This window comes from Actinoplanes sp. NPDC026619 (assembly GCF_040638295.1).
Lineage (GTDB): Bacteria > Actinomycetota > Actinomycetes > Mycobacteriales > Micromonosporaceae > Actinoplanes.
In genome coordinates, this window is record NZ_JBEZYA010000013.1 from 220,199 (window position 1) to 239,711 (window position 19,513).

The following is a 19,513-nucleotide window of genomic DNA, read 5'->3' on the forward strand; positions in this document are numbered from 1 at the left end:
CCGCAAACCGGTGATCGAGTCGCTCGGTTAGCTGCTCAGGGTGTATTGGCCGGCCGCGGGCACGCGGACCAGCGTCCACGCGCCGCTCTTCTCGACGACCGCGCCGCCGCCGGCCGTCAGCCAGCGGTAGTAGTGGACGCGGACGACCACCATGCCGGCCGCCTCGGCGCGGAAGGTGATCGACGTCGGGGTCTGGCCGATCAGGGTGGCCGGGGGCGCGACGATCGGCTGCGGATCGGCGACCCGCAAGAGGCGCCAGTCGTCGTTGCGCCAGATCTCGGTGAGGTAGGGCAGGCCCGCCGCGACCAGGGCCGCCTCGGGCCGCCCGGACCACGTCAGCTCGGCGTCGGGCACGGCCACGAACTGCACCGCCTTCTCCGCCAGCCACGCCCGGTAGCTGTCGGCGGTCAGCGGCACACCGGTGCCGGGCGCGCCCGGGATCTCCGCGAAGAAGAGCGGGTTCCGGTCGATGTCGGCCTGCCGGAGCCAGCCCCGGGCCAGCGGCACGTCGCCGAGGCGGGTCGCCTCCCAGTAGTCCCGGGTCGGCGGGATCTCCACCCGGCCGGTCAGCGTCTCCTGGCTCAGCCGGGCGCGCAGCTCGGTGAAGTAGGCCGGCGAAGCGGCCGGGTTGCCGATGTCGCGCACGTCGCCGGTCACCACCGGCGGCTGCCACCAGCACGCCAGGGCCAGCAGCGGGAGCACGGCCCACAGCGGCGCGGGCGGGACGCCGGATTTCTCGTGCATGCCGATCGACACCGGCCGGCCGGGCACGGCGGCGTAGGCGGCCAGCAGCGGGAGCGTGAACATCACCGAGAGCCGGGTCGCGTTCAGGCCGACCGGGGTGTGCACCAGCGCCGCGGCCAGCACCCCCAGTGCCGAGAGCACCGCGCCGATCCGGACCGGGCGGGCCGGCACCAGCAGCGCCACCGCCAGGCTCGCCACCACCGCGCGCGTCGTGTCGGTGTGGCTGATGTTCATCCAGCCGCCGTCGCCGAACCACAGCGCGGACAGCCCGAGCGGGACCGCGGCCGGCGCCGCCACCAGCAGACCGTCGGTGATCCGGCCGGACAGCAGCAGCGCGGCGCCGGCCAGCCCGAGGAACAGGCCGGCCACCGGGCTGGTCGCGGCGGCGAGCAGCGCCGCCACGGCGGCGAACGGACGCAGCCGGCGCGAGGTGAGCAGGGTCAGGGCGGCAAGACCCAGAGCCACCCCGAGGCCGTACGTCACCCGCCCGCTCACCAGGTTCCCGCCGAGGCCGGCCGTGCCGGCCAGAGCGCCGAGCCACGGGCGGGCCGCGCCGGTGCGCCGCAACAGCACGGCGAACAGGGTGGCCGCGGCGAGCAGGGCGAGCGCGCCGGTGACCCGCACGCCGAGCAGCGCCATCACCGGTTGCGAGGTCAGGCTGTAGCCGAGCTGGTCGACGCCCGCGTACCACCGCAGGTCGATCGGGGTGTATCCGTGGGCGGCGAAGAAATCGGCCCGGGCCACCTGCGCCGCCAGGTCCGAGCCCATCGGCGGGAGCAGCAGGTAGACGACAGCCAGCACCGCCGCTGCTCCGGCGGTGCCCCACTCGAGCCGATGCCGGGCCAACACCCGCCCGACCCTACCGGGCGGCCGAAAGGTAGCTGGGCGTCACGGTAGGGTGCTCGCCATGTCCCGCCCCGCCCAGGTCCGATACGCCGGGCTGGCAGGCAGTCTGCTGCTGGCCGTCGCGGCCTTCCTCGGCGGCGCGCATAACCCGTGGTCGCCGACCGTCACCCCCGGCACCATCGTCACCGGTAAGAACGGCGTGGTCCTGCCGGTGGCGTGGCTGCTCGGCATGGTGCTGCTGATCGGTGCGTGGTGGGTGGGCCGCCGCGACCTTCCGTCGGCGCGCTGGGCCTATGTCACGGCGGCGCTGTGGATGGTTCCGCTGCTGCCGTTCCTCCCGCTGGGCAGCTACGACGCCTACTCGTACGCCTGTCAGGGCTGGCAGCAGGCGGCCGGGCTCGACCCGTACGCCGGTGGGGTCCATCAGCTCGGTTGCCCGTGGGCCGGCGGCGTCGCGCCGACCTGGCGGGACTCGCCGGCGCCGTACGGCCCGGTGTTCCTGCTGCTGGCCGCGGCCGCGGCGAAGATCGGCGGCTCACTCAGCGGAACCATCGCGGTGTTGCGGCTCGTGGCGGTGCTCGGTGTCGCGCTGATCGCGGTGTCACTGCCGGTGCTCACCCGCCGTAGCGGTGTGCCACTCTCGCGCGCGGTGTGGCTGGCGCTGGCCTGCCCGCTGGTTCTGATCCACCTGGTCTCGGGCGCCCACAACGACGCGCTGATGGTGGGTTTCCTGGTCGCCGGCCTGGCGGTGGCGGCCACCCGCCGGCCGCTGCTCGCCGGTGCGCTGTTCGGCCTGGCGATCGGCATCAAGGCGACCGCCGTGGTGCTGGTCCCGTTCGCGCTGCTGCTGGTCTACCGGCGTTTCCAAGAGCGGCCGGTCCGGGCCGCGGCCGAGCTCATCGGCGGGGTGGTGGCGACGCTCGCCCTGGTCTCCGCCGTGTCCGGGCGCGGGCTCGGGTGGATCACCGGGCTCACCGGCAGCGGGGTCTCGGTGCAGTGGACCTCGCCGCCGACCGCCGTCGGCATGACCATCGGGCTGTTCGGCGTGGACGCGGTGCCGGTCACCCGGGTGATCGGAATCGTGCTCCTCGCGGTCGTGCTCGTCCGGTTGTGGTGGCGGGCGCTGCGCGGCGGGGACATCTGGCTGAACACCGGGTATGCGATGGCGGCCACCGTGGTGCTCGCGCCGGTCTTCCATCCCTGGTACGCGACGTGGGCGCTGACCCTGCTCGCGGTGACGCTGCCCCGGGAGACACGCTGGGTCACCGTGCCGGCGGCCGTGGTGTCGGCGCTGTGCCTGCCCGACGGTTACAACCTTGCCCTCGCCCTCAAGACTCAGGGGGCTGTCGCGATGACAGCGTTCCTCGGCTACCTCGGATTGAAAGCAATATATGCGGCTCAAAGCTCTGATTCTCAGCGTGCTGGCAGCGGCCACCTTGGTGATCAACTATCTCGCCGAGACCCGTAACGGGTATTTCGATTCGAAGGTCTACTACGGCGCGATCCAGTACTGGTTCAACGGCGACGGCGGCATGGTCTACGACTGGCTGAAGCCGGGCTCGCCGTACGGCTTCACCTACCCGCCGTTTGCCGGCCTGGTCATGTCGCCGATGGCGTGGCTGCCGTTCGGCGCCGTGGTCGTCACCGCGGTCCTCGCCACCGTGCTCACCACCGCGCTGCTGATCTACTGGCTCACCGCGCCGTTGATCGAGCGGATGGGCTGGCCGCGCTGGTTCGCCCTGGGGGTGGCGGTCTGCCTGGCCATCTCGTTCGAGCCGGTCCGCGAGACGATCACCTTCGGGCAGATCAACACGCTGCTGCTCACCCTGGTCGCCGGCGACATGCTGTTCGGGGTGGCCAAGGGCCGCAAGTGGGCCGGCATCGGGATCGGGCTGGCCACCGCGATCAAGCTGACCCCGGGCATCTTCATCCTCTACCTGCTGATCACCAAACGCTGGCGGGACGCGGCCGTGGCGATCGGCGCGGCGACCGCCGCGACCCTGCTCGGCGGCCTGATCTTCCCGAACGAGAGCCGCGAGTTCTGGACGTCGGCGCTCTGGGACACCAACCGGGTCGGCGTGCTGTCGTTCCTGTCCAACCAGTCCGAGCGCGGCTTCCTGGCCCGGCTGCCGATCGACCGGTACGAGAGCAAGATCTGGGTGGTCTGCGTGCTGGCCACCCTCGTGGTCTGGGTGCTGCGGGTCCGCAAGGCGCCCGCGGACGTGGTCGGCGGGCTGGCCATCACCGGCATCGTCGGCTGCCTGATCAGCCCGGTCACCTGGGTCCACCACTGCGTCTGGCTGATCCCGGCGATCGTCCGCTGTGTCGACTCCGGACTGTCGGCGACCGGGAAACGGCGGCGCCCGCTCTACCTGGCCACCGCCGCCTACGTGCTCATGACGTCCCGGCTGACCTGGCTGTGGGAGAGACCGCCGCGTCCGCCGCTCGCGATCATCGGCAGCAACCTGTATGTCTATTTCAGCCTGGCCCTGCTGTTCTGGACACCCATCGGCACCCGTCGTTCGTCCGACGTCAAGGAACCGGACAAGATCGTCGCCTCTGATACCACCTGACGTCGCGCCGGCGAACATGTCAGCGCTATATCAGCGGTTCCGGGCAGGGTGGCCGGCATGACTAATGCGATTGTCGCCGAGGGGTTGGTCAAGCGCTTCGGCGACACGACCGCCCTCGGCGGCGTTGACCTTGCCGTCCGCGAGGGTACCGTCCTCGGCCTGCTCGGGCCGAACGGAGCCGGCAAGACCACCGTGGTCCGTGTCCTGGCCACTCTGATCCGGCCGGACGCCGGGCATGCCACCGTCGGCGGTTACGACGTGATCCACAAGGCGCACCAGGTGCGCAGCCAGATCGGTCTCACCGGGCAGTACGCCTCGGTCGACGAGACCCTGACCGGAGTGGAGAACCTGCTGCTCATCGGCCGGTTGCTCGGGCAGTCCCGGAAGGACGCGCGGGCCCGCGCCCGCGAACTGCTCGGCCAGTTCCACCTCGACGATGCCGCCGACCGCCCGGCCGGCAAATTCTCCGGCGGCATGCGCCGGCGCCTCGACCTGGCGGCCAGCCTCGTCGGCCGGCCGCGGATGCTCTTCCTGGACGAGCCGACCACCGGGCTCGACCCGCGCAGCCGCAACGACATGTGGGACATCATCCGCGAGCTGGTCCGCGACGGCGTCACGGTGCTGCTGACCACGCAGTACCTGGACGAGGCCGACCAGCTCGCCGACGAGATCGTGGTGATCGACCACGGCAGGGTGATCGCCACCGGCACGTCCGGCGAGCTCAAGGCCCGCACCGGCGCGCAGACCCTGACCGTGCGCCCGGCATCGGAGCAGGACATCGCCACGGTCGCGGCGCTGGTCGGCGCGATCGCGTCCGGCCCGGTCGACGTCAGTGGCCCGATCGTCAGCGCCCCGGTGACCGACGCGACCGCCCTGGCCAAGCTGGTGCGGCGGCTCGACGAGACCGGCCTGGTGGTCAGCGAACTGGCGCTACGCAGCCCCAGCCTCGACGAAGTCTTCCTCGCACTGACCGGGAGCCCGGCATGACCGCCACCACCGTCGGCCCCGTCGTGGCCGCGCGCAACACCGCCACGCTCGCCTGGCGCACCCTGGTCTCGATCAAGCACAACCCGTACGAGCTGCTCGACTTCAGCATCCAGCCGATCATGTTCCTGGTGCTGTTCACCTACGTCTTCGGCGGCGCGATCTCCGGCTCCACCGGCGACTACCTGACGTTCGGCCTGCCCGGCATCATCGTGCAGAACCTGCTGTTCGCCACCCTGAACACCGGCGTCGGCCTGAACACCGACATCAGCAAGGGCGTCTTCGACCGGCTCCGGTCGCTGCCGATCTCGCGTTTCTCGCCGCTGGCCGGCCGCATCGTGGCCGACGTGATCAAGCAGGCGTGGGCGGTGACGCTGCTGCTGGTGGTCGGCACCCTGCTCGGTTTCCGGATCGGCACCGGCCCGGTCGAGGTGATCGGCATGTACGTCCTGCTGCTGGTCTTCGCGTTCGCCACCTCATGGATGTCGGTGCTGGTGGCGATGCTCGTCAGCGAACCGGAGAAGGTGCAGATCTTCGGCTTCGTGCTGCTGTTCCCGCTCACCTTCGCCAGCAACGCGTTCGCGCCGACCGCCACCATGCCCGGCTGGCTGCAGGCCTGGGTCAAGGTCAACCCGGTGTCGATCCTCGCCGACGCGGTGCGCGGGCTGCTCAACGGCGGCCCGGTCGGCACGCCGGTCACCCAGTCAGTGATCTGGGCGGTGATCCTGCTGGTGGTCTTCGCCCCGGTCTCGGTCTGGGCCTTCCGCCGGCGGGTCTAGCAGGTCGATCACTCCGGCCGCGGTCACCGCGGCCGCCCGGCGGTAGGCCGCCTCGAAGCCCGCGTCGCCCAGTGCGGCGCGGGCCTCGAACGTGATCCGGTCGGTGTCCGGCACCGTGCGGTCCCGCGCGCCGCGCACCGCGTCCGCCGCGCCGAGCAGGAAGGCGGCCCGATCCGGGTCGCCCGCGCGCATCGCCAGGTCGGCCAGGCCCACCACGACCATGGCGATCACCGGGGCGTCCCGCGCGTCCACCGCGATCCGCACCGCCTCGTGCTGATAGCGCCGCGCCAGTTCCAGGTTCCCGGCGGCCGCCTCGATCAGGCCTTGGGTGTTGCGGGTCATCGCGAGGAACTGCGGGGCGAAGGCCGGGTTGTCCATCATGTTCGCCGAGCGGCCGATCATCTCCCGGGCCACCTCGAGGTCGCCCTCGAGCCGGGCGATCGTGGCGTAGCCGTACTGCACCGAGGCCAGCACCTCGGGCAGGTTGATCTCCTCGGCCCGCTCCGCCGACTGCTTCAGCACCCGCCGCGCCTCGTCGTGCTCGCCGCTCAGGTAGAGCTGGTGGGCCAGCTTCACCTCGAGCTGCGGCAGGTCCTCCCGGATGCCGACCTCGCGGACCAGCGCGAGCGCCTCCCGTTGCAGCCGCACCCCCTGCGCGAAGTCGCCCTCGCCGGCCACCATGTCACCCAGCGCGCTGAGCGTGAAGCCGATGCCCCAGCGCTCGCCGATCGCCCGGAAGCCGGCCAGCGCGTCGCGCATGTCGGCGATCGCCGCCGCGCCGCTCTGCCCGAAGTTCAGCCGCAGATGCGCCACGATCATCTTCGAGACGGCGCGGCACCACGGATCCGGATCCTCGAACAGCGGCTCGACCGCGACGAAACCGGCGCCCGGGTCGGGGTTGTCGAAGATCGCCGCCAGTGGCCGGAGCAGCCGGAGCGCCGGGTGCGCCGCGTCCGGCCCGGCGCCGCTCGCCTCGGCCGCGTAGAAATGCTGCTGCACGGAGTCGATCGTCAGGGCGCCCTCGAGCCCGTTGATCGCCGCGAACGTGTGGGTGAGCGCCACGTCCTCCCGGTCGGCGTCGCCCGGCATCCCGGCGACCTCGGCCGACAGCGCGGCGCCCTCCATCCGGTGCCCGCGCAGCCACCAGTACCACCCGAGCCGGGCCACGAACGCGGCCGCCGTGGCCTTGTCGCCGGCGTCGATCGCGGCGCGGGTGGCGGCGTGGAAGTTGTCGTGCTCGTCGCCCACCCGGCGCAGCCACACCAGCTGGTCGGCGGCGCGCAGCTCGGGCTCCGCCGCGGTGGCCAGCGCCAGCAGCCAGCCGGCCAGGGCCATCCGCTGCGACTCGGTCTCGCCGGCCTCGGCCAGCCGTTCCAAGCCGTACTCCCGGATCGTCTCCAGCATGCGGTAGCGCCCGTCCGGGCCGAGGACCAGCAGCGACTTGTCGGCCAGCGCGGCGAGCAGGTCTAGGTCGGCGCCGCAGACCTGCTCCACGGCGGCCACGTCGGCGCCGCCGTGGAACAGCGCGAAGCGCCGCCACAGCCGCCGTTCGTCGTCGCCGAGCAGGTCCCAGCTCCAGTCCACCACCGCCCGCAGCGTCTGGTGGCGGGGGAGCGCGGTGCGGCTGCCGCCGGTCAGGATGCGGAACCGGTCGGCGATGCGGTCGGCCAGCACCGGAATCGGGGCGGTGCGCAGGCGGGCTGCGGCCAGCTCGATGGCCAGCGGCATGCCGTCCAGCGCCCGGCAGATCCGGATCGCGGGCTCCACGGTGCCGGCGGTGAGCCGGAACGCCGGGGCGCGATCGAGCAGAAGGCGTACGGCCGGAAAAGCGGAAGCGGTCGTCGCGTCCGCGCCCACCGGGGGGAGAGCCAGCGGCTCGACCGGGTAGAGCCGTTCGCCCGGAATGCCCAGCGGCTCGCGGCTGGTGGTCAGCAGGCGCAGGCCCGGCGCCGCCCGCAACACCCGGTCGGCCAGCTCGGCCACCGCCCCGATCAGATGCTCGCAGTTGTCCAGGATCAGCAGCATCTCCCGGCCGGCGAGCGCCTCGGCCAGCCGGGCCAGCGGCTCCGCTCCCGGCCTGTTCATTGCCACCTGGCCGCGCAGCCGCAGCGCGGTCAGCACGGCCTGCGGCACCTCGGCCGGGTCGGTCACCGGCGCCAGCTCGGCCCGCCACACCTCGCCCGGCACGCCCGCGCCGACCTCGACCGACAACCGGGTCTTGCCGTTGCCGCCCGGCCCGATCAGGGTGACCAGGCGATGGCCGGCGAGCAGCGCGCGCACGTCGCGCACGTCCTGCTCGCGGCCGACGAAGGAACTCATCTCGGCCGGCAGGTTGCCCCGCCGCACCTCCGGCGCCCGCAGCAACTGCAGGTGGAGCTCGGTCAGCTCGGCCGAGGGATCGGCGCCCAACTGGTCGGCCAGCCGTTCCCGCAGCGACTCGAAGACCTCGAGCGCCCGGCCCGGATTGCCCTGATCCTGCAGGGCGCGCATGAGCAGCGCGGTCAGCGGCTCGTCCAGCGGGTGTTGCGCCAGCAGGCCTTCCAGCTCGGGGATCGCGTCGGGGCGGGCGGCCAGCTTGCGGCGCAGCGCGGCCAGCCGGACGCCTTCCAAGCGCACCGCGTCGGCCCGGGCGACCTCGGGAAAGTCCAGATCGCCGCGCCAGAGGTCGAGAGCCTTCTCCGGGCTCCCCGGTGCTAACTGGACAAACCTGATGGCATCGACCCGGTGCGGCTCGATGACCAGCCGGTAACCGTTCGGCGCCGCCTCGACGACCAGCTCCGGGGTGGTGCGGCGCAGCCGGGAGACCAGCGCCTGCAGCGCGTTGCCGGCCGCCTGCGGCGGCTCGTCACCCCACACCCCGTCGATCAGTCGGTCGGCGGTGACGACGCGGCCGGCATCGAGGGCAAGAAGGAGCAGGAGGGTACGCAACCTCGCGCCCGCCACCGGCACGGTCGTCCCGCCCCCGGCGCGCAGCTCGACGGGGCCGAGCACCGCGATGTCCACCCGTACGATTCTGCCTGCTCTGTCGACCGCTTATGGCTTACGGGGCTCGCTCAGCAGGATGAGCAGGGCAGCGAAGGTCAGCGCGCCGGCGGTGAGGAACGTGCTGCGCACGCCGGTGTGCGGCAGCAGGAGGCCGCCGATCAGGGCGCCGGACGCGATGCCGACGTTGAACATCGCCGAGAAGACCGCCGACGCGTTGTCCGTGCTACCCGGCGCGACCTGCAGCACCCGGCTTTGGAAGGTGGCCGGGATCTGCGGCATGGCGAAACCCCACAGCGCGATCAGCGCGACCGTCGCGGCCTGGCCGGCGCCGAACAGGTAGAGCGCGAACAGCGTCGCCGTCAGGATCACGACCGGGGCCAGCGTGGCGACCCGGGGCGCCCGGTCGGACAGGATGCCGCTCGCCGCCACCCCACCGAGGCCGGCCAGGCCGTAGACCAGCAGCAGCACGCTGACCGTCCTCGGCGCGAAGCCACTGACATCGGTGAGGAACGGGGAGATGTACGTGTACGCGCCGAACACCCCGGTGATCGCCACCGTCGTCGCGGCGATGATGGTCCAGTAGCGCCGCCGGTCGGGCGCCGATCCGGTGGCCGCGTTGCCGTCCTGCGGCGAGGTCGTCGGCAGCAGCACCGCGACGCCGATCAGCGCCAGCAGGCCGAGGCCGGCCACGGCGAGGAACGCGGCGCGCCAGCCGGCCTGCTGACCCAGCCAGGTCGCCGACGGCACGCCGAGCACCGAGGCCAGCGACCCGCCGCCGATCAGCGCGGCAGTCACCCGGCCGCGCACCTGCGGGGAGAACAACGAGGCCGCGGCCGGCGCGGCGACCGCCCAGAAGACGGCCTGGGCCAGGGCGGTGACCAGGCGGCCGCCCAGCAGCAGGCGGTAGCCGCCGGTCACCGACACCGCGGTCGACGCGACGAACACGGCAAGCAGGCCGGACAGCAGATATCGGCGGGGGATCCGGCGGACCAGGTGGGTGAGCGGCAGCGACACGATCGCCACGGTCAGGCCGTAGCCGGTCACGAGCAGCCCGACGGTCGACTCCGAGACACCCACGTCACCGGCGATCACCGAGAGCAGCCCGACCGGCAGCATCTCCACCGTGAAGAAGGAGAACGCCGCCACCATCAGCGCCCCCAGCGCGACCACGCTCCGGGTCGCCGCGCTGTCGATCATGCGGCCAGTATGCCCACGATCAAGAGGAGGCACGACGGCATTTCCCATGGCGTCCGGTCTCAGCCGACTTGCGCCCGGCTGAGCATCTCGGCCGTCGCTTCCCACAGCCGGCGCTCCCGCTCACGGTCGACAGCCACCGGCTTGACCTCGATCACCCGGTCGCGCAGCACGAACGCGCCGTCGCGCAGGCCGGCCCACTGGGGGTCCAGAGCCAGGGCGGCCAGCGCCGGGCCGGAGCGTTCCGGGGTGGACACTCCGGGCAGGCGGCCCAGGGCGCGGCCGATCGCCTGGGCGAACTCGGGCGCTCCCCGGCCCAGCGAGGTGCCCGGCATCCAGCCCGGCTCGAACACCGTGACGTTCACCCGGTCGCCGGCGTGCCGCTGCAGCTCGTGGGCGTAGTAGAGGATGGCCAGCTTGGCGTTGGAGTAGGCGACGCCGCTGCCCTTGACGCCCGGGCTCTTCTCACCGGTGGCGGGCCGGGCGATCTCGAGCGGGTCGCGCCAGTCCGCCTCCGGCACGCCGAGCAGCCGGCGCCAGAAGTTGGCGCTGTAGGTGTTCGAGCCGAGCAGCACGACCCGGCCGTCGATGTCGCCGAGCAGGTCGCCGATGAGCTGCGCGTGAGCCAGGTAGTTGACCGCGAAGGTCAGTTCGTATCCGTCGGCGGACGCCTGCCGGGTGTCGGACGACATCGCGCCGGCGTTGGCGACCAGCGCGTTCAGCGGCCGCCCGGCCAGCAACTCCTTGACCCGGACCGCAGCCGTCCGCACCTCGGCGAGCCGGGACAGGTCGGCGCCGATCTCGTGCACCGTGGCGCCCCGTGCACGCGCCTCGCCGGCCACCTCGGTCAACGCCTGGCCGCCCCGCCCCACCAGCAACAACTCGGTCCCACGGCCGGCCATCGCCAGCGTCGCGGCCCGGCCCAGGCCTCGGGTGGGCCCGGTGATCATCGTGATTGTCATGGTTCGAGCATGGGCCCGAGGCGTACGGCCAGGCAGTCGTTCCGTTGTCGTAGGAATGGCAGGGCCAGGACAACGCATTTCGACGCGCGCAGACTGGAACGCGTGGAGACGTGGGAGTTCGGCCGGGCGCTGCGCCGCTGGCGCGACCGGGTGTCACCCGAGACCGTGGGAGTGCCCCTCGGCCGCCGGCGCCGCGCAACCGGCCTGCGCCGCGAGGAGTTGGCCGGACTGGCCGGCATCTCGGCCGACTACCTGACCCGCCTGGAGCAGGGCCGGGCCACCGCCCCGTCGGCGCAGGTGGTGGAGGCGCTGGCGCGAGCCCTGCGGCTGCCCGGCACGGAGCGCGACCTGCTCTATCAGCTGGCCGGCCACGCCGCCCCCGGCCTCGGCGTGATCTCGTCCCGGGTCACCGCGAGCGTGCAGCGCCTGCTCGACCGCCTGGCGAACAACCCGGTCGTCGTCTACGACGCGAGCTGGACCGTCATCCTCGCCAACGCCGGCTACGACGCCCTGATGGGCGACACGACCAGTTGGCACGGCATCGAACGCAACGCCATCTGGCGCAACCTGACCGGCAACAACACCCGCGTCGTCCACACCGGAGAGGAACAGGCCGCCCACGAGGCCCTGCTCGTCGCCGACCTGCGGCTGACCGCCTCCCGCTACCCGGCCGACCGAGCGCTACGCCGCCTCATCGCCGACCTGGGGGAGGCCTGCCCGCGCTTCACCGAGCTGTGGGAGGCGGACGCCCCGCCGCGGCCGCCCGAACCGGCGAAACAGAAGGTCATCGACCACCCCGCGGTCGGCCGCATCACACTGGACTGCGACACGCTGATCGTCGCCCAGGACGACCTGCGCATCATGGTCTACACCGCCGAGCCGGCCACCGCCGACGCCGAACGCCTGGCCCTGGCCATCGTCCTGGGCACGCAGACCCTGGTCTAACGCGCGACGACCACTTCCGTCTCCGGATCGTGCGGAAGCGAGGAGGCGGTCCCGACGACGAAGTGCGCCCGCTGCCACGGCTGGTCCGCCAGCAGGAACGGCACTTCCTCAGCCGCCCACTCGTCCCAGTTCAACTGGGCGGCCGCCGCGCCCCGGCCGAGCTCAGCCATGTCCCGGCTGATCCCACGGCGCTTGGCCTCAGCAAAATCTGACTGCACCCAAACCACCACATCAAACAGCGCCGCCAGCGTACGCCGTGAAACCCCGACCCCTTCGACGATCACCGCCGACAGCCCCGAGGCCACGTCAAGCCAGCCTTCCCGCCCGTCCGCGTCCCACCCCGACGGCCGATAGTGAACGGCCTCCCCAGCACGCAATGGTTCAAGAACCCCACCACGCATCAGCCCATCCCACCCAAAGCGCGAGTGCGCCCACGCCACATCATCGGAGTGCACGACACCGGCGGGTTGCATCTCCCGCGCAAGCCGCCCGGCAAGCGCCGTCTTGCCGCCACCACCACGCCCGTCGACGGCGATAATCCGCGGCCGCCCTACCGGCGCACCCGCCGCCTCAGCCAGCCTCCGGGCGAACGAACTCACCGATTCAAGCTGCCAGGGCCCTGCCGCCGGCTCACCCGGTCCGAGTTCCATCCCCGACCCCTACCCGCCAAAGCCACTCCGGACACTAGGCAAAGGTTCCTTCGGAGCGATGTATCAGCAACTCGGCCACCGCGGGCTCGTTCGCGGGCAATCGGTCGATCAACCGGCCCAGCTGAGCCCGGACCCGGGCCGAATCAACTCCGTCCGCGGCGTCGATGGCACCGTGAGCGGTGACGATCGCCTCGTCCAAGCGGGAATCCAGAAGCTGGACCTCCGCTATGCGAGTCAGGTAGAGGCTCTTCTCGCGGGCTGATCCTTCGTCCAGGGTCGCCATCCCGGCGATCAGTGAGCGCTCGGCCGCGGGAAGATCACCGATCTCCATCAGCGCCGTGCCCGCCTCGGCCGTCAGCGAGGGCTGCGGCATCCAGTAGACCCACGACGGATCGTCAGCCATGTGCCGTCGCGCCCACAGGTCGTCCGCCCGGTTGAGCACGTGAGCCGCAGCCCGCTTGTCGCCGGAGACGGAGTGCGCACGGACCGCCCAGCAGTCCAGCATCGACAACACCGTCTTCGCGGACGGGTCGACCCGGTCCTTGGCCACGTCGAGCATCTGCACGGCCGTCTGACCGTCGCCTTCGTAGATCGCCTGCAGGGCCAGGTTGGACAGAATGTAGATGCCCTGGTCGGTGTCGCCGGCTGCCGCGGCGGCACGCAATCCCGCGTGCCAGAACCGCTGCGCGGCAGCGCCGCGTCCGGCGTCGAACGCGACGAACCCACAGAAGCGCGCGAGGGCGGCGGCCAGGGAGAACAGGCGTTTACCGACGGGTTCGGAGTAACGCCCTCGATTGATGAGCCGATTCGTCAGCCGGAGATCGCTGACCGCGGTGTCCAGGCATCCGCCGCCGCCGATGAGGTCATCCAGGTGCCACAGCTCCTGGACCCGGGCCTGGAGCCGGTCGACCACCTCCTGCGTCACCCGCCCACCACCGTTGACGGCAAGTGGCTCGATCGGCGCATCGTGCCAGGCGTTGGCGAGGTTCGCCGCGGTGGTGCTGGTGAGAACCAGAAAATTGCGACGATCCATCAGGGCCGACTCAGCCACCCCGGAGAGCGCTGTAGATGCGATCTCCTTCGTCCACGGCTGGTCGAGGGGCTCTGCGATGTTGCGCTCCGCGGCTGCGAGTAGCGATCCGCCGGCCCCGAGCGCCGCGTCGAGTGCGGCAGCGAGCTCAGCGTGGATCGGTTTCCGGCCCAGCTCGAGGTCCGAGATGTACGCCCCGCTGTAGTTGACGAGCCGGCCGAGCTGCTGTTGAGACAGTTCACGGCTCGACCTTAGGCTGCGCAACGCCTGCCGAAAAGTGTGACTTGTCTGGTTAGTCACTAAAGACCCCGATTCGGCTAACGACTGGCCGAAACCCAACAGCTGCCCTGATTGTACGGCGCAGGTCACCCTTGAACTGGAGCTGACTTCCGGTGGAAGGAGGGCCGATCTGATGGCCCGACGACAGCCCGTAGAACACACCCACCCGACCCGAGTCGTGCACTACATCGACCCGGCCATGCACGCCGACCTCACGAGGTACGGGCTGCTCAACCACGCCGAGATGATCCGCCGGCAGCAGCGCAATTCCGAGTTGTATCTGCAGTGGAAGATCCGCCAGGCCGAAATCCGGGAGCGAGACAGGAAGCTCCGCCGCTTCTGGCTCGGCTTCGGCGCTCTCGCCGCCCTGGCGCTCCTGGCCGCCGTGGTCGTCGGCGGCTGGCTGCTCTGATCCGCAACGGGCCCCGGCACACGACGAAGCGGCGGCCACCGCCGGCTCGAAGCCGGCAGTGACCGCCGCTTTCGTGCGTCGCCGAGATCTTGGCGGAGGCCACGAGCGTGGGTCAGCGTGCTACGTCAGGTCAGACGTTGTAGTACATCTCGAACCAAGCGGGGGAGTGCGCTGACCTGCGTCGGTGGTCGCAATGGTGACGCTGAGCAGGCCATATCGTTCGCGCTCGTTGCCATCGCTTTTCAGGTGTTTACGGCGGGCGTTGTGCCCTGGTTGGGCCGCATGATCTTGAGGGGTATCCGGGCCTTGATCTTGAAGAGAGTGAGTGGTCCGTGTGCTGGAGTGGCATCCCGTCGCGCAAGCCTTGCTCGGCCGGGCCGCGCCTGCCCGGTCAAGGTGGAGCGCCCTACTGGACGAACGACCTTGACCGGGCAGGCGCGGGCTGGCTGCCTCCGGTGTGCGATGGGCCGCTGGGGTGCGGCCATCCCAGAGTCGCCCTGGGTCCAGGGGCGGAGCCCCGGCCGCCGGAGGCCCTCCCGGGTCGTAGGGCCGGAGGCCCTACCCGCCGGAGGCATCGTCCGTTGCGCCGGCCACGCCCTTAGCTGTATGCGGCAGCGGCGGCCAGATGGGCGCGAACGCTTCGGCTGGCCAGCCGGGCGCCAGTTCGCGGCTGATGGCGACGTAAACGGGGCCGTAGGCGGTCTCGATCTGCCAGTTGTCGAACTGGTCCAGGTCGTGCTCGGCGTACCTCGCAAGCAAGCGGACAAGGTCCCGCAGCTCGGCGTCGTTGAGTCGTTCACCCGGATGCGTCGCCATCAGGACAGGGTGCCACCCCGATTGGTGTAGCGGCGGCCCGTGGCTGTGGTAGCTGAGGCCCCGGCTCCTCGATGGTGAGGATGCCGGGGCTTCGTCGTGTCCGCCGGTGTCGCGGTGGCCACCGCCGGGCCGCGCCGGGAGCGAAGCGGCAAGGCGCGGACGGCCGGACGAAGTGGCCCGCGTGCGGCCCGCAGGGCCGCCTTGAAGATGTAGAGAAAGTTCTCACCGACAACGCAGCAGCGGTAGCGCTCGGAAGGGTCCCTTCAATGTCGTGCGACACGCCAGCAGTCGACTGCAAACCTTAGGATTCAGTAATGACGACCGTCGATGGGGTGTCTCGTTACTGCCCGGCTGCGATCGACCTTGACGCGCGGCAGCTTGAGTTTCTGGCCTGTCTGCCGATGCCCGCTCACGGCTTGCTGGAGCGCCTGGACTGCGAACTGGAGCGGGGCCATTCCGGTTTTCATGCCGCTCTTGGGCAGCATTCCTTCAATACCCAATGGTGGGTTCAGTGGTCGCTCGCGGCTTCGGAGATCAACCCGTTGGCCCTCTGCACTGCCGAGCGGTTCCCGGGGGATGAGGAGGAGGACGACAACGGGTGCGTCTTGTTCGATAGGCATGAGGGAAGGCACTCGCACATCAGAGGTCAGTTCTTCGGCTGAGGTGGTTCTTCGCCGGGCAGGCAACCCAAAGTCGCCTTCAGAGTTCCGTACTTGTTCAAGGCGGCCCGAAACGGGCCGCTCACTCCGTCGCCGAGGGCAGCGCACCGCCGCAGCGGCAAGACAGAGCTGCGGCACGCTAACCGCTCCTCGTCGACACTCGTGGAAAGCGAAGGGTCGGGCCTACCGAAGACCGTTAAGGGCTGGAGGGGGTGGGGGGATTTGGCTGGCGGCCGACCGGCTGGGCCTGGGCGACGCGGCCGACTGCCGCGCCGGGCCGCAGGGCGAGTTGCGGCCGTCGAGTTCCGGGTGCGGCGGCGCGCATGGTGTCCGGGCCGCCCCTCCACCGTCAAGGGCGCTTCGCGTCGCAAGCGACGGCCACAACTCGGCCGCCCTGGGCGGTGGAGCCTCTGCGACCCTAAGCGGTCAGGGGCCAAGCGGCAGGCCGGTGGCTTGCCCGCACGTAAGCGCACGCCGCCGCCCTCACTCGACGAGGTGTCAAGCCTTCATTGACAGCAGATAGATCTTTGACACACTGCGCGTTAACGACCCCCACCTCGTATAGCCTCCACATCCGTGCAGAACCAACCGTGGTGGGGAACCCCCGTTGTCGCTGGCGCGTTCGCAATATTAGGCGTTCTTCTTGGTCAACTTATCACCGGTCGACGGGAGGAAAAAAATAGGTGGCTATCTAGTCGTCAAGCGTTGTACGCGGAATTTGCAGCCAGCTATTTTGCGTGCCTTGATATTCTTTGGATTACAAAACGTACTGACTCCTCGCGTCTATATGACGTCGAAGAGGTACTCAAATCGACGCGAGAAGTAACAGCATTGGCCGCTTCGATTAGTCTAGTTTCTCCCCCAGTGCTTCAGCACGCAGCACTTGAGTTAGCTACACTAATTAACAATACGGCAAATAGCCTGGTGGCCGAAGATGAACATTTGGCACAGGACGAGTACGACGGTCACGAACGCGCCCTGATGAGCTTCCTTAACGTAGCTCGCGATAGCCTTGGATTGAAGGCTACGCCGAATTCTAGCGGAGCCATCTCCTTGATGGTGCGCGCCGGGAGTGGTCGTCGAAAGCCCCAAACGGAGCACACAGCGTCGCCGGAGCGTCCAGACAGGGCCGGATGAACTACCTACTGATGGCAACCGGGGCCGCACAGCAGCGAGATACAGCAATCGATCCGACCGCACGCAGTCGAGCGCAACCGACGCAGGCCGTCTGACCTCGTATTCGACTTGATCCAACCGGTTCGGTGTGACTCGATCGGTTAAAGGTAAGTGTGGTTGTCCGTCGTGACGGCAACGCCGGCAGCAGTCGGATGGTGATCCACAGAGAAGCGATCATCTGAGGGTGATCACCTAAAGCAGGCACTTGCCTGGATGAGCTAACTTGGCAACGTGTCGAAGGAATATGCGTCCTTACTGGCCCAAGTAATTCCGGTGATAGTCCTGGCTCTCGGACTAGAACTACGTTCTTCTCTGGCACGATTCACGGCGAATCGAGCAAACGGCTCGCGACCTACCTATCGCATGAAAGCTTCTGGCCTGCGGGTTCGGCAGCCTATTTCCAGAAGGCCGACTCCTGAGCAAGACCACCTGATCTTTGCCATGTGGTTATCCATTCTCGTGCTCGCATTCGTTGAAATTAAAGCACTTAGCGTAGTGGCTGGACATTCGGCGCGATCGATGTGGGAATTCGTTCTTGAAGTGGCAATATTGATCGCGTTCCTCTCTCCTGTGGTCAACGCGATTGTCCGCACCTCATTTCTGAGGCATGAGACTCGTTCATCGTGGAAGAGTTTGAGATTTTTTGCTCGCGCCCTTCTGCCTATTTCCGTGATTGCTGTAATGCTGTACTTCCTTTTTATTGGACCGATTTTTTGGCAGTAGTGGAGATGGCGATGAAGAAGACATGAATGACGGCAAGGTTGCGGCGGCCGTTGTGGTCGATAACGGGAGGGTTCTGCTGGTCCGCCGCGCGGTGGCGGAAGGCCGGCTCTCGTGGCAGTTTCCTGCTGGGAAGTTCGAGCCCAGCGAGTCTGGTGAGCAGGCGGCCGTCCGGGAGACGTTCGAGGAGACCGGGCTCGCAGTGCGACCGATCGGTAGTCTCGGCGAACGGGTTCATCCAGACACGGGTCGAGTGATGATTTACGTGGCGTGCGAAATGGTGGGTGGGGCGGCCCACGTGGCGAGCAATGAAGAAGTAGCTGAGGTCGTGTGGTGTGACCGGGACTCACTCATGGCTTTGGTCCCGTACCCGATCTATGAACCTGCGCAGCGGTATCTGGATGATCGCCTTCGTTCCGGCGAGCGTCGGGCACTGGGTGGCTAACTGGGTGACGACCAGAGTGCTCACCGCCGGACGTCCATGGACGCCAGCGGACAGTTTGGGCAGCTCAATGCGGCTTTTAATCAAGGTTAACGTGCCATGATCGTTCCTTGACACGGAAGCAACTTGAAGGCGCGCCTGATCGAGATCACAGTCGACACAAGGGGACTGTGTCGATGCTGCGAGTTCCCGCGGCGGATCGGATGAGTACTGGTTCATAGGTTCGGAGTCCGACCACCTCGCCTAGCCTGCGGAGGCTGACGAGTGTTGCCCCTCGTTCTCGTGCGCGGGTCCGGTGTGTCGCGATGCGGGCGTGAATCTCGTCGGCGGTTGGCGGCTGGTAGGGCTGCTGGGAAAGCGCCTCGGCCTTTCGTCTTTCGTGGTCAAGTTCGGTTCGTCCGCAACGTTCACGGGTGGCTGTTTCTACGTCGGCGAGCGAACGGGCGTTCATCAGGTCTTGTGCGACGTGGTTGACAGCCAGGAGTGCGTCGACCTCTGCTATAAGGAGGTCGGCGCTGGAGGCGTCGATCGGGACCAGTGCGGCGCTGTCGCGGATCTCTGCGCTCCCCTCTATGCCGAGGGCTGCCGCCGACAGCAGGGCGGTTGCTTCGGACGGGTGGTGGTTGAGGGCGGTCATGAACGGCCGTACATCCTCGGCGCTGACTCGGTGAGTCACCATGCTCGCCCTTGTCATGGCTTCGCGCACGTAATTCCCGGGTAGCTCGCCGTCGAGACCGGGGCCAGCGACCACGACTCGGGCGGGCAGCGGGAGGCCGGCGACCGCCGCCAATGCGAGTGAGTCGGCTAGCGGGCTTGACAGTTCGGGTTCGTGGCCACTTGCCGCGATGTCGCCGCCCACGTCCACCAACGTCACGCCGACGGCCTTCACCAGGGCGGCCAGCTCGGTGAGCTGCTGGCGCAGGCCTTCGGCTCCCCAGGAGGGGTCGAGCAGGAAGAAGCGTCCTTCGGTGTACTCGGCGAGGATGGTAAGGCCGGACGTTCCGCCCGCGCGGAGTTTGCTGTGGGCGGTGACTTCCCAGACGTGGGGTGCGTGCTGAAGGAGGCCGTCGAAGTCCTCGGCCGTCCTGGGGCCGGGAGTGGGATCGATGATGTACCTATCCCACGAGAAGCTGGCGACGACACGGTTAGCGGCGCCCTGGGGATCGAGGGCTTGTCCCACGATCAGGGCGGCGAGGGCGTCGCCTCCACCACCTGCGGCAACGGACAGTGTCGTACTCACCGGGCTCACACTACGACGGTAGGCTAGAGGTGGCCAATGGCCTATACCTTTAGTTGATCTCCAGTAGATTGCGTGTA

General features: G+C 69.4%; 17 protein-coding genes. 9 read left to right on the top strand and 8 right to left on the bottom strand.

All coding sequences use genetic code 11. The features are described 5' to 3' along the window. Window positions 1-27 precede the first annotated feature (27 nt). Window positions 28-1,512, bottom strand: a complete 1,485-nt coding sequence (locus AB0E90_RS27310) for a hypothetical protein (RefSeq protein WP_360411702.1) — start codon at window positions 1,510-1,512, stop codon at window positions 28-30. 130 nt (window positions 1,513-1,642) lie between these two features. On the opposite strand from AB0E90_RS27310, the gene mptB reads away from it, so the two are divergent. From mptB to AB0E90_RS27330, 4 genes are read left to right on the top strand one after another with little or no spacing between them, the layout of a single operon-like run. After that, window positions 1,643-3,058 carry a polyprenol phosphomannose-dependent alpha 1,6 mannosyltransferase MptB gene (gene mptB, locus AB0E90_RS27315; RefSeq protein ID WP_360411488.1) on the top strand — a complete coding sequence of 472 codons (1,416 nt, stop codon included), beginning with the start codon at window positions 1,643-1,645 and terminating at the stop codon, window positions 3,056-3,058. Next, window positions 3,009-4,163: a glycosyltransferase 87 family protein gene (locus AB0E90_RS27320; RefSeq protein ID WP_360411491.1), complete on the top strand. Its 1,155-nt coding sequence runs from the start codon at window positions 3,009-3,011 to the stop codon at window positions 4,161-4,163. Before mptB ends, AB0E90_RS27320 begins: the two co-directional genes overlap by 50 nt. Before the next feature lie 57 nt (window positions 4,164-4,220). After that, complete coding sequence (locus AB0E90_RS27325) at window positions 4,221-5,150, top strand: ATP-binding cassette domain-containing protein (protein WP_360411494.1); 930 nt, start codon at window positions 4,221-4,223, stop codon at window positions 5,148-5,150. Beyond that, window positions 5,147-5,926, top strand: a complete 780-nt coding sequence (locus tag AB0E90_RS27330) for an ABC transporter permease (RefSeq protein WP_360411497.1) — start codon at window positions 5,147-5,149, stop codon at window positions 5,924-5,926. The genes AB0E90_RS27325 and AB0E90_RS27330 overlap by 4 nt, the downstream gene beginning before the upstream one ends. Here the strand turns inward: AB0E90_RS27330 and AB0E90_RS27335 are convergent. From AB0E90_RS27335 to AB0E90_RS27345, 3 genes are read right to left on the bottom strand one after another with little or no spacing between them, the layout of a single operon-like run. After that, window positions 5,852-8,929, bottom strand: a complete 3,078-nt coding sequence (locus AB0E90_RS27335; RefSeq protein WP_360411500.1) for a BTAD domain-containing putative transcriptional regulator — start codon at window positions 8,927-8,929, stop codon at window positions 5,852-5,854. The genes AB0E90_RS27330 and AB0E90_RS27335 overlap by 75 nt on opposite strands. 30 nt (window positions 8,930-8,959) lie before the next feature. Next, window positions 8,960-10,108 (bottom strand): MFS transporter, encoded by a 1,149-nt coding sequence (locus AB0E90_RS27340; protein WP_360411503.1) that lies wholly within the window; start codon window positions 10,106-10,108, stop codon window positions 8,960-8,962. A gap of 59 nt (window positions 10,109-10,167) precedes the next feature. After that, window positions 10,168-11,067 (bottom strand): SDR family NAD(P)-dependent oxidoreductase, encoded by a 900-nt coding sequence (locus tag AB0E90_RS27345; RefSeq protein WP_360411506.1) that lies wholly within the window; start codon window positions 11,065-11,067, stop codon window positions 10,168-10,170. A gap of 102 nt (window positions 11,068-11,169) precedes the next feature. Here AB0E90_RS27345 and AB0E90_RS27350 point away from each other — a divergent pair, with 102 nt between their 5' ends. Beyond that, window positions 11,170-12,012 carry a helix-turn-helix transcriptional regulator gene (locus AB0E90_RS27350; protein WP_360411509.1) on the top strand — a complete coding sequence of 281 codons (843 nt, stop codon included), beginning with the start codon at window positions 11,170-11,172 and terminating at the stop codon, window positions 12,010-12,012. Here the strand turns inward: AB0E90_RS27350 and AB0E90_RS27355 are convergent. Together AB0E90_RS27355 and AB0E90_RS27360 are read right to left on the bottom strand one after the other, a co-directional pair. Beyond that, complete coding sequence (locus AB0E90_RS27355) at window positions 12,009-12,611, bottom strand: hypothetical protein (protein ID WP_360411512.1); 603 nt, start codon at window positions 12,609-12,611, stop codon at window positions 12,009-12,011. The two genes, AB0E90_RS27350 and AB0E90_RS27355, sit on opposite strands and share 4 nt — an antisense overlap. Before the next feature lie 85 nt (window positions 12,612-12,696). Next, a complete protein-coding gene (locus tag AB0E90_RS27360; protein WP_360411515.1) occupies window positions 12,697-14,031 on the bottom strand; it encodes a helix-turn-helix transcriptional regulator in 1,335 nt (444 codons plus the stop codon). Window positions 14,032-14,104: 73 nt separating this feature from the next. Here AB0E90_RS27360 and AB0E90_RS27365 point away from each other — a divergent pair, with 73 nt between their 5' ends. Beyond that, window positions 14,105-14,383: a hypothetical protein gene (locus AB0E90_RS27365; protein ID WP_360411518.1), complete on the top strand. Its 279-nt coding sequence runs from the start codon at window positions 14,105-14,107 to the stop codon at window positions 14,381-14,383. Window positions 14,384-14,941: 558 nt separating this feature from the next. Here AB0E90_RS27365 and AB0E90_RS27370 read toward each other — a convergent pair. Continuing rightward, complete coding sequence (locus AB0E90_RS27370) at window positions 14,942-15,199, bottom strand: hypothetical protein (protein WP_360411521.1); 258 nt, start codon at window positions 15,197-15,199, stop codon at window positions 14,942-14,944. A 314-nt stretch (window positions 15,200-15,513) separates the two neighbouring features. Here AB0E90_RS27370 and AB0E90_RS27375 point away from each other — a divergent pair, with 314 nt between their 5' ends. The 3 genes from AB0E90_RS27375 (at window position 15,514) to AB0E90_RS27385 (ending at window position 18,199) form a co-directional block, all read left to right on the top strand. Then, entirely contained in the window at window positions 15,514-15,861 is a 348-nt protein-coding gene (locus tag AB0E90_RS27375) for a hypothetical protein (RefSeq protein ID WP_360411524.1), read from the top strand. A gap of 1,404 nt (window positions 15,862-17,265) precedes the next feature. After that, complete coding sequence (locus tag AB0E90_RS27380; protein ID WP_360411527.1) at window positions 17,266-17,757, top strand: hypothetical protein; 492 nt, start codon at window positions 17,266-17,268, stop codon at window positions 17,755-17,757. A 22-nt stretch (window positions 17,758-17,779) separates the two neighbouring features. Further along, window positions 17,780-18,199 (top strand): NUDIX hydrolase, encoded by a 420-nt coding sequence (locus AB0E90_RS27385; RefSeq protein ID WP_360411531.1) that lies wholly within the window; start codon window positions 17,780-17,782, stop codon window positions 18,197-18,199. A 145-nt stretch (window positions 18,200-18,344) separates the two neighbouring features. Here AB0E90_RS27385 and AB0E90_RS27390 read toward each other — a convergent pair whose 3' ends face one another. After that, complete coding sequence (locus AB0E90_RS27390; protein ID WP_360411534.1) at window positions 18,345-19,436, bottom strand: DUF1152 domain-containing protein; 1,092 nt, start codon at window positions 19,434-19,436, stop codon at window positions 18,345-18,347. Window positions 19,437-19,513: the final 77 nt, after the last annotated feature.

Coding starts and splice junctions, on each gene's coding strand:
- AB0E90_RS27310 (WP_360411702.1), bottom strand. CDS start 1,512: ATGGGCTCGGACCTGGCGGCGCAGGTGGCCCGGGCCGATTTCTTCGCC.
- AB0E90_RS27325 (WP_360411494.1), top strand. CDS start 4,221: ATGACTAATGCGATTGTCGCCGAGGGGTTGGTCAAGCGCTTCGGCGAC.
- AB0E90_RS27330 (WP_360411497.1), top strand. CDS start 5,147: ATGACCGCCACCACCGTCGGCCCCGTCGTGGCCGCGCGCAACACCGCC.
- AB0E90_RS27340 (WP_360411503.1), bottom strand. CDS start 10,108: ATGATCGACAGCGCGGCGACCCGGAGCGTGGTCGCGCTGGGGGCGCTG.
- AB0E90_RS27345 (WP_360411506.1), bottom strand. CDS start 11,067: ATGACAATCACGATGATCACCGGGCCCACCCGAGGCCTGGGCCGGGCC.
- AB0E90_RS27365 (WP_360411518.1), top strand. CDS start 14,105: ATGGCCCGACGACAGCCCGTAGAACACACCCACCCGACCCGAGTCGTG.
- AB0E90_RS27370 (WP_360411521.1), bottom strand. CDS start 15,199: ATGGCGACGCATCCGGGTGAACGACTCAACGACGCCGAGCTGCGGGAC.
- AB0E90_RS27375 (WP_360411524.1), top strand. CDS start 15,514: ATGACGACCGTCGATGGGGTGTCTCGTTACTGCCCGGCTGCGATCGAC.
- AB0E90_RS27385 (WP_360411531.1), top strand. CDS start 17,780: ATGAATGACGGCAAGGTTGCGGCGGCCGTTGTGGTCGATAACGGGAGG.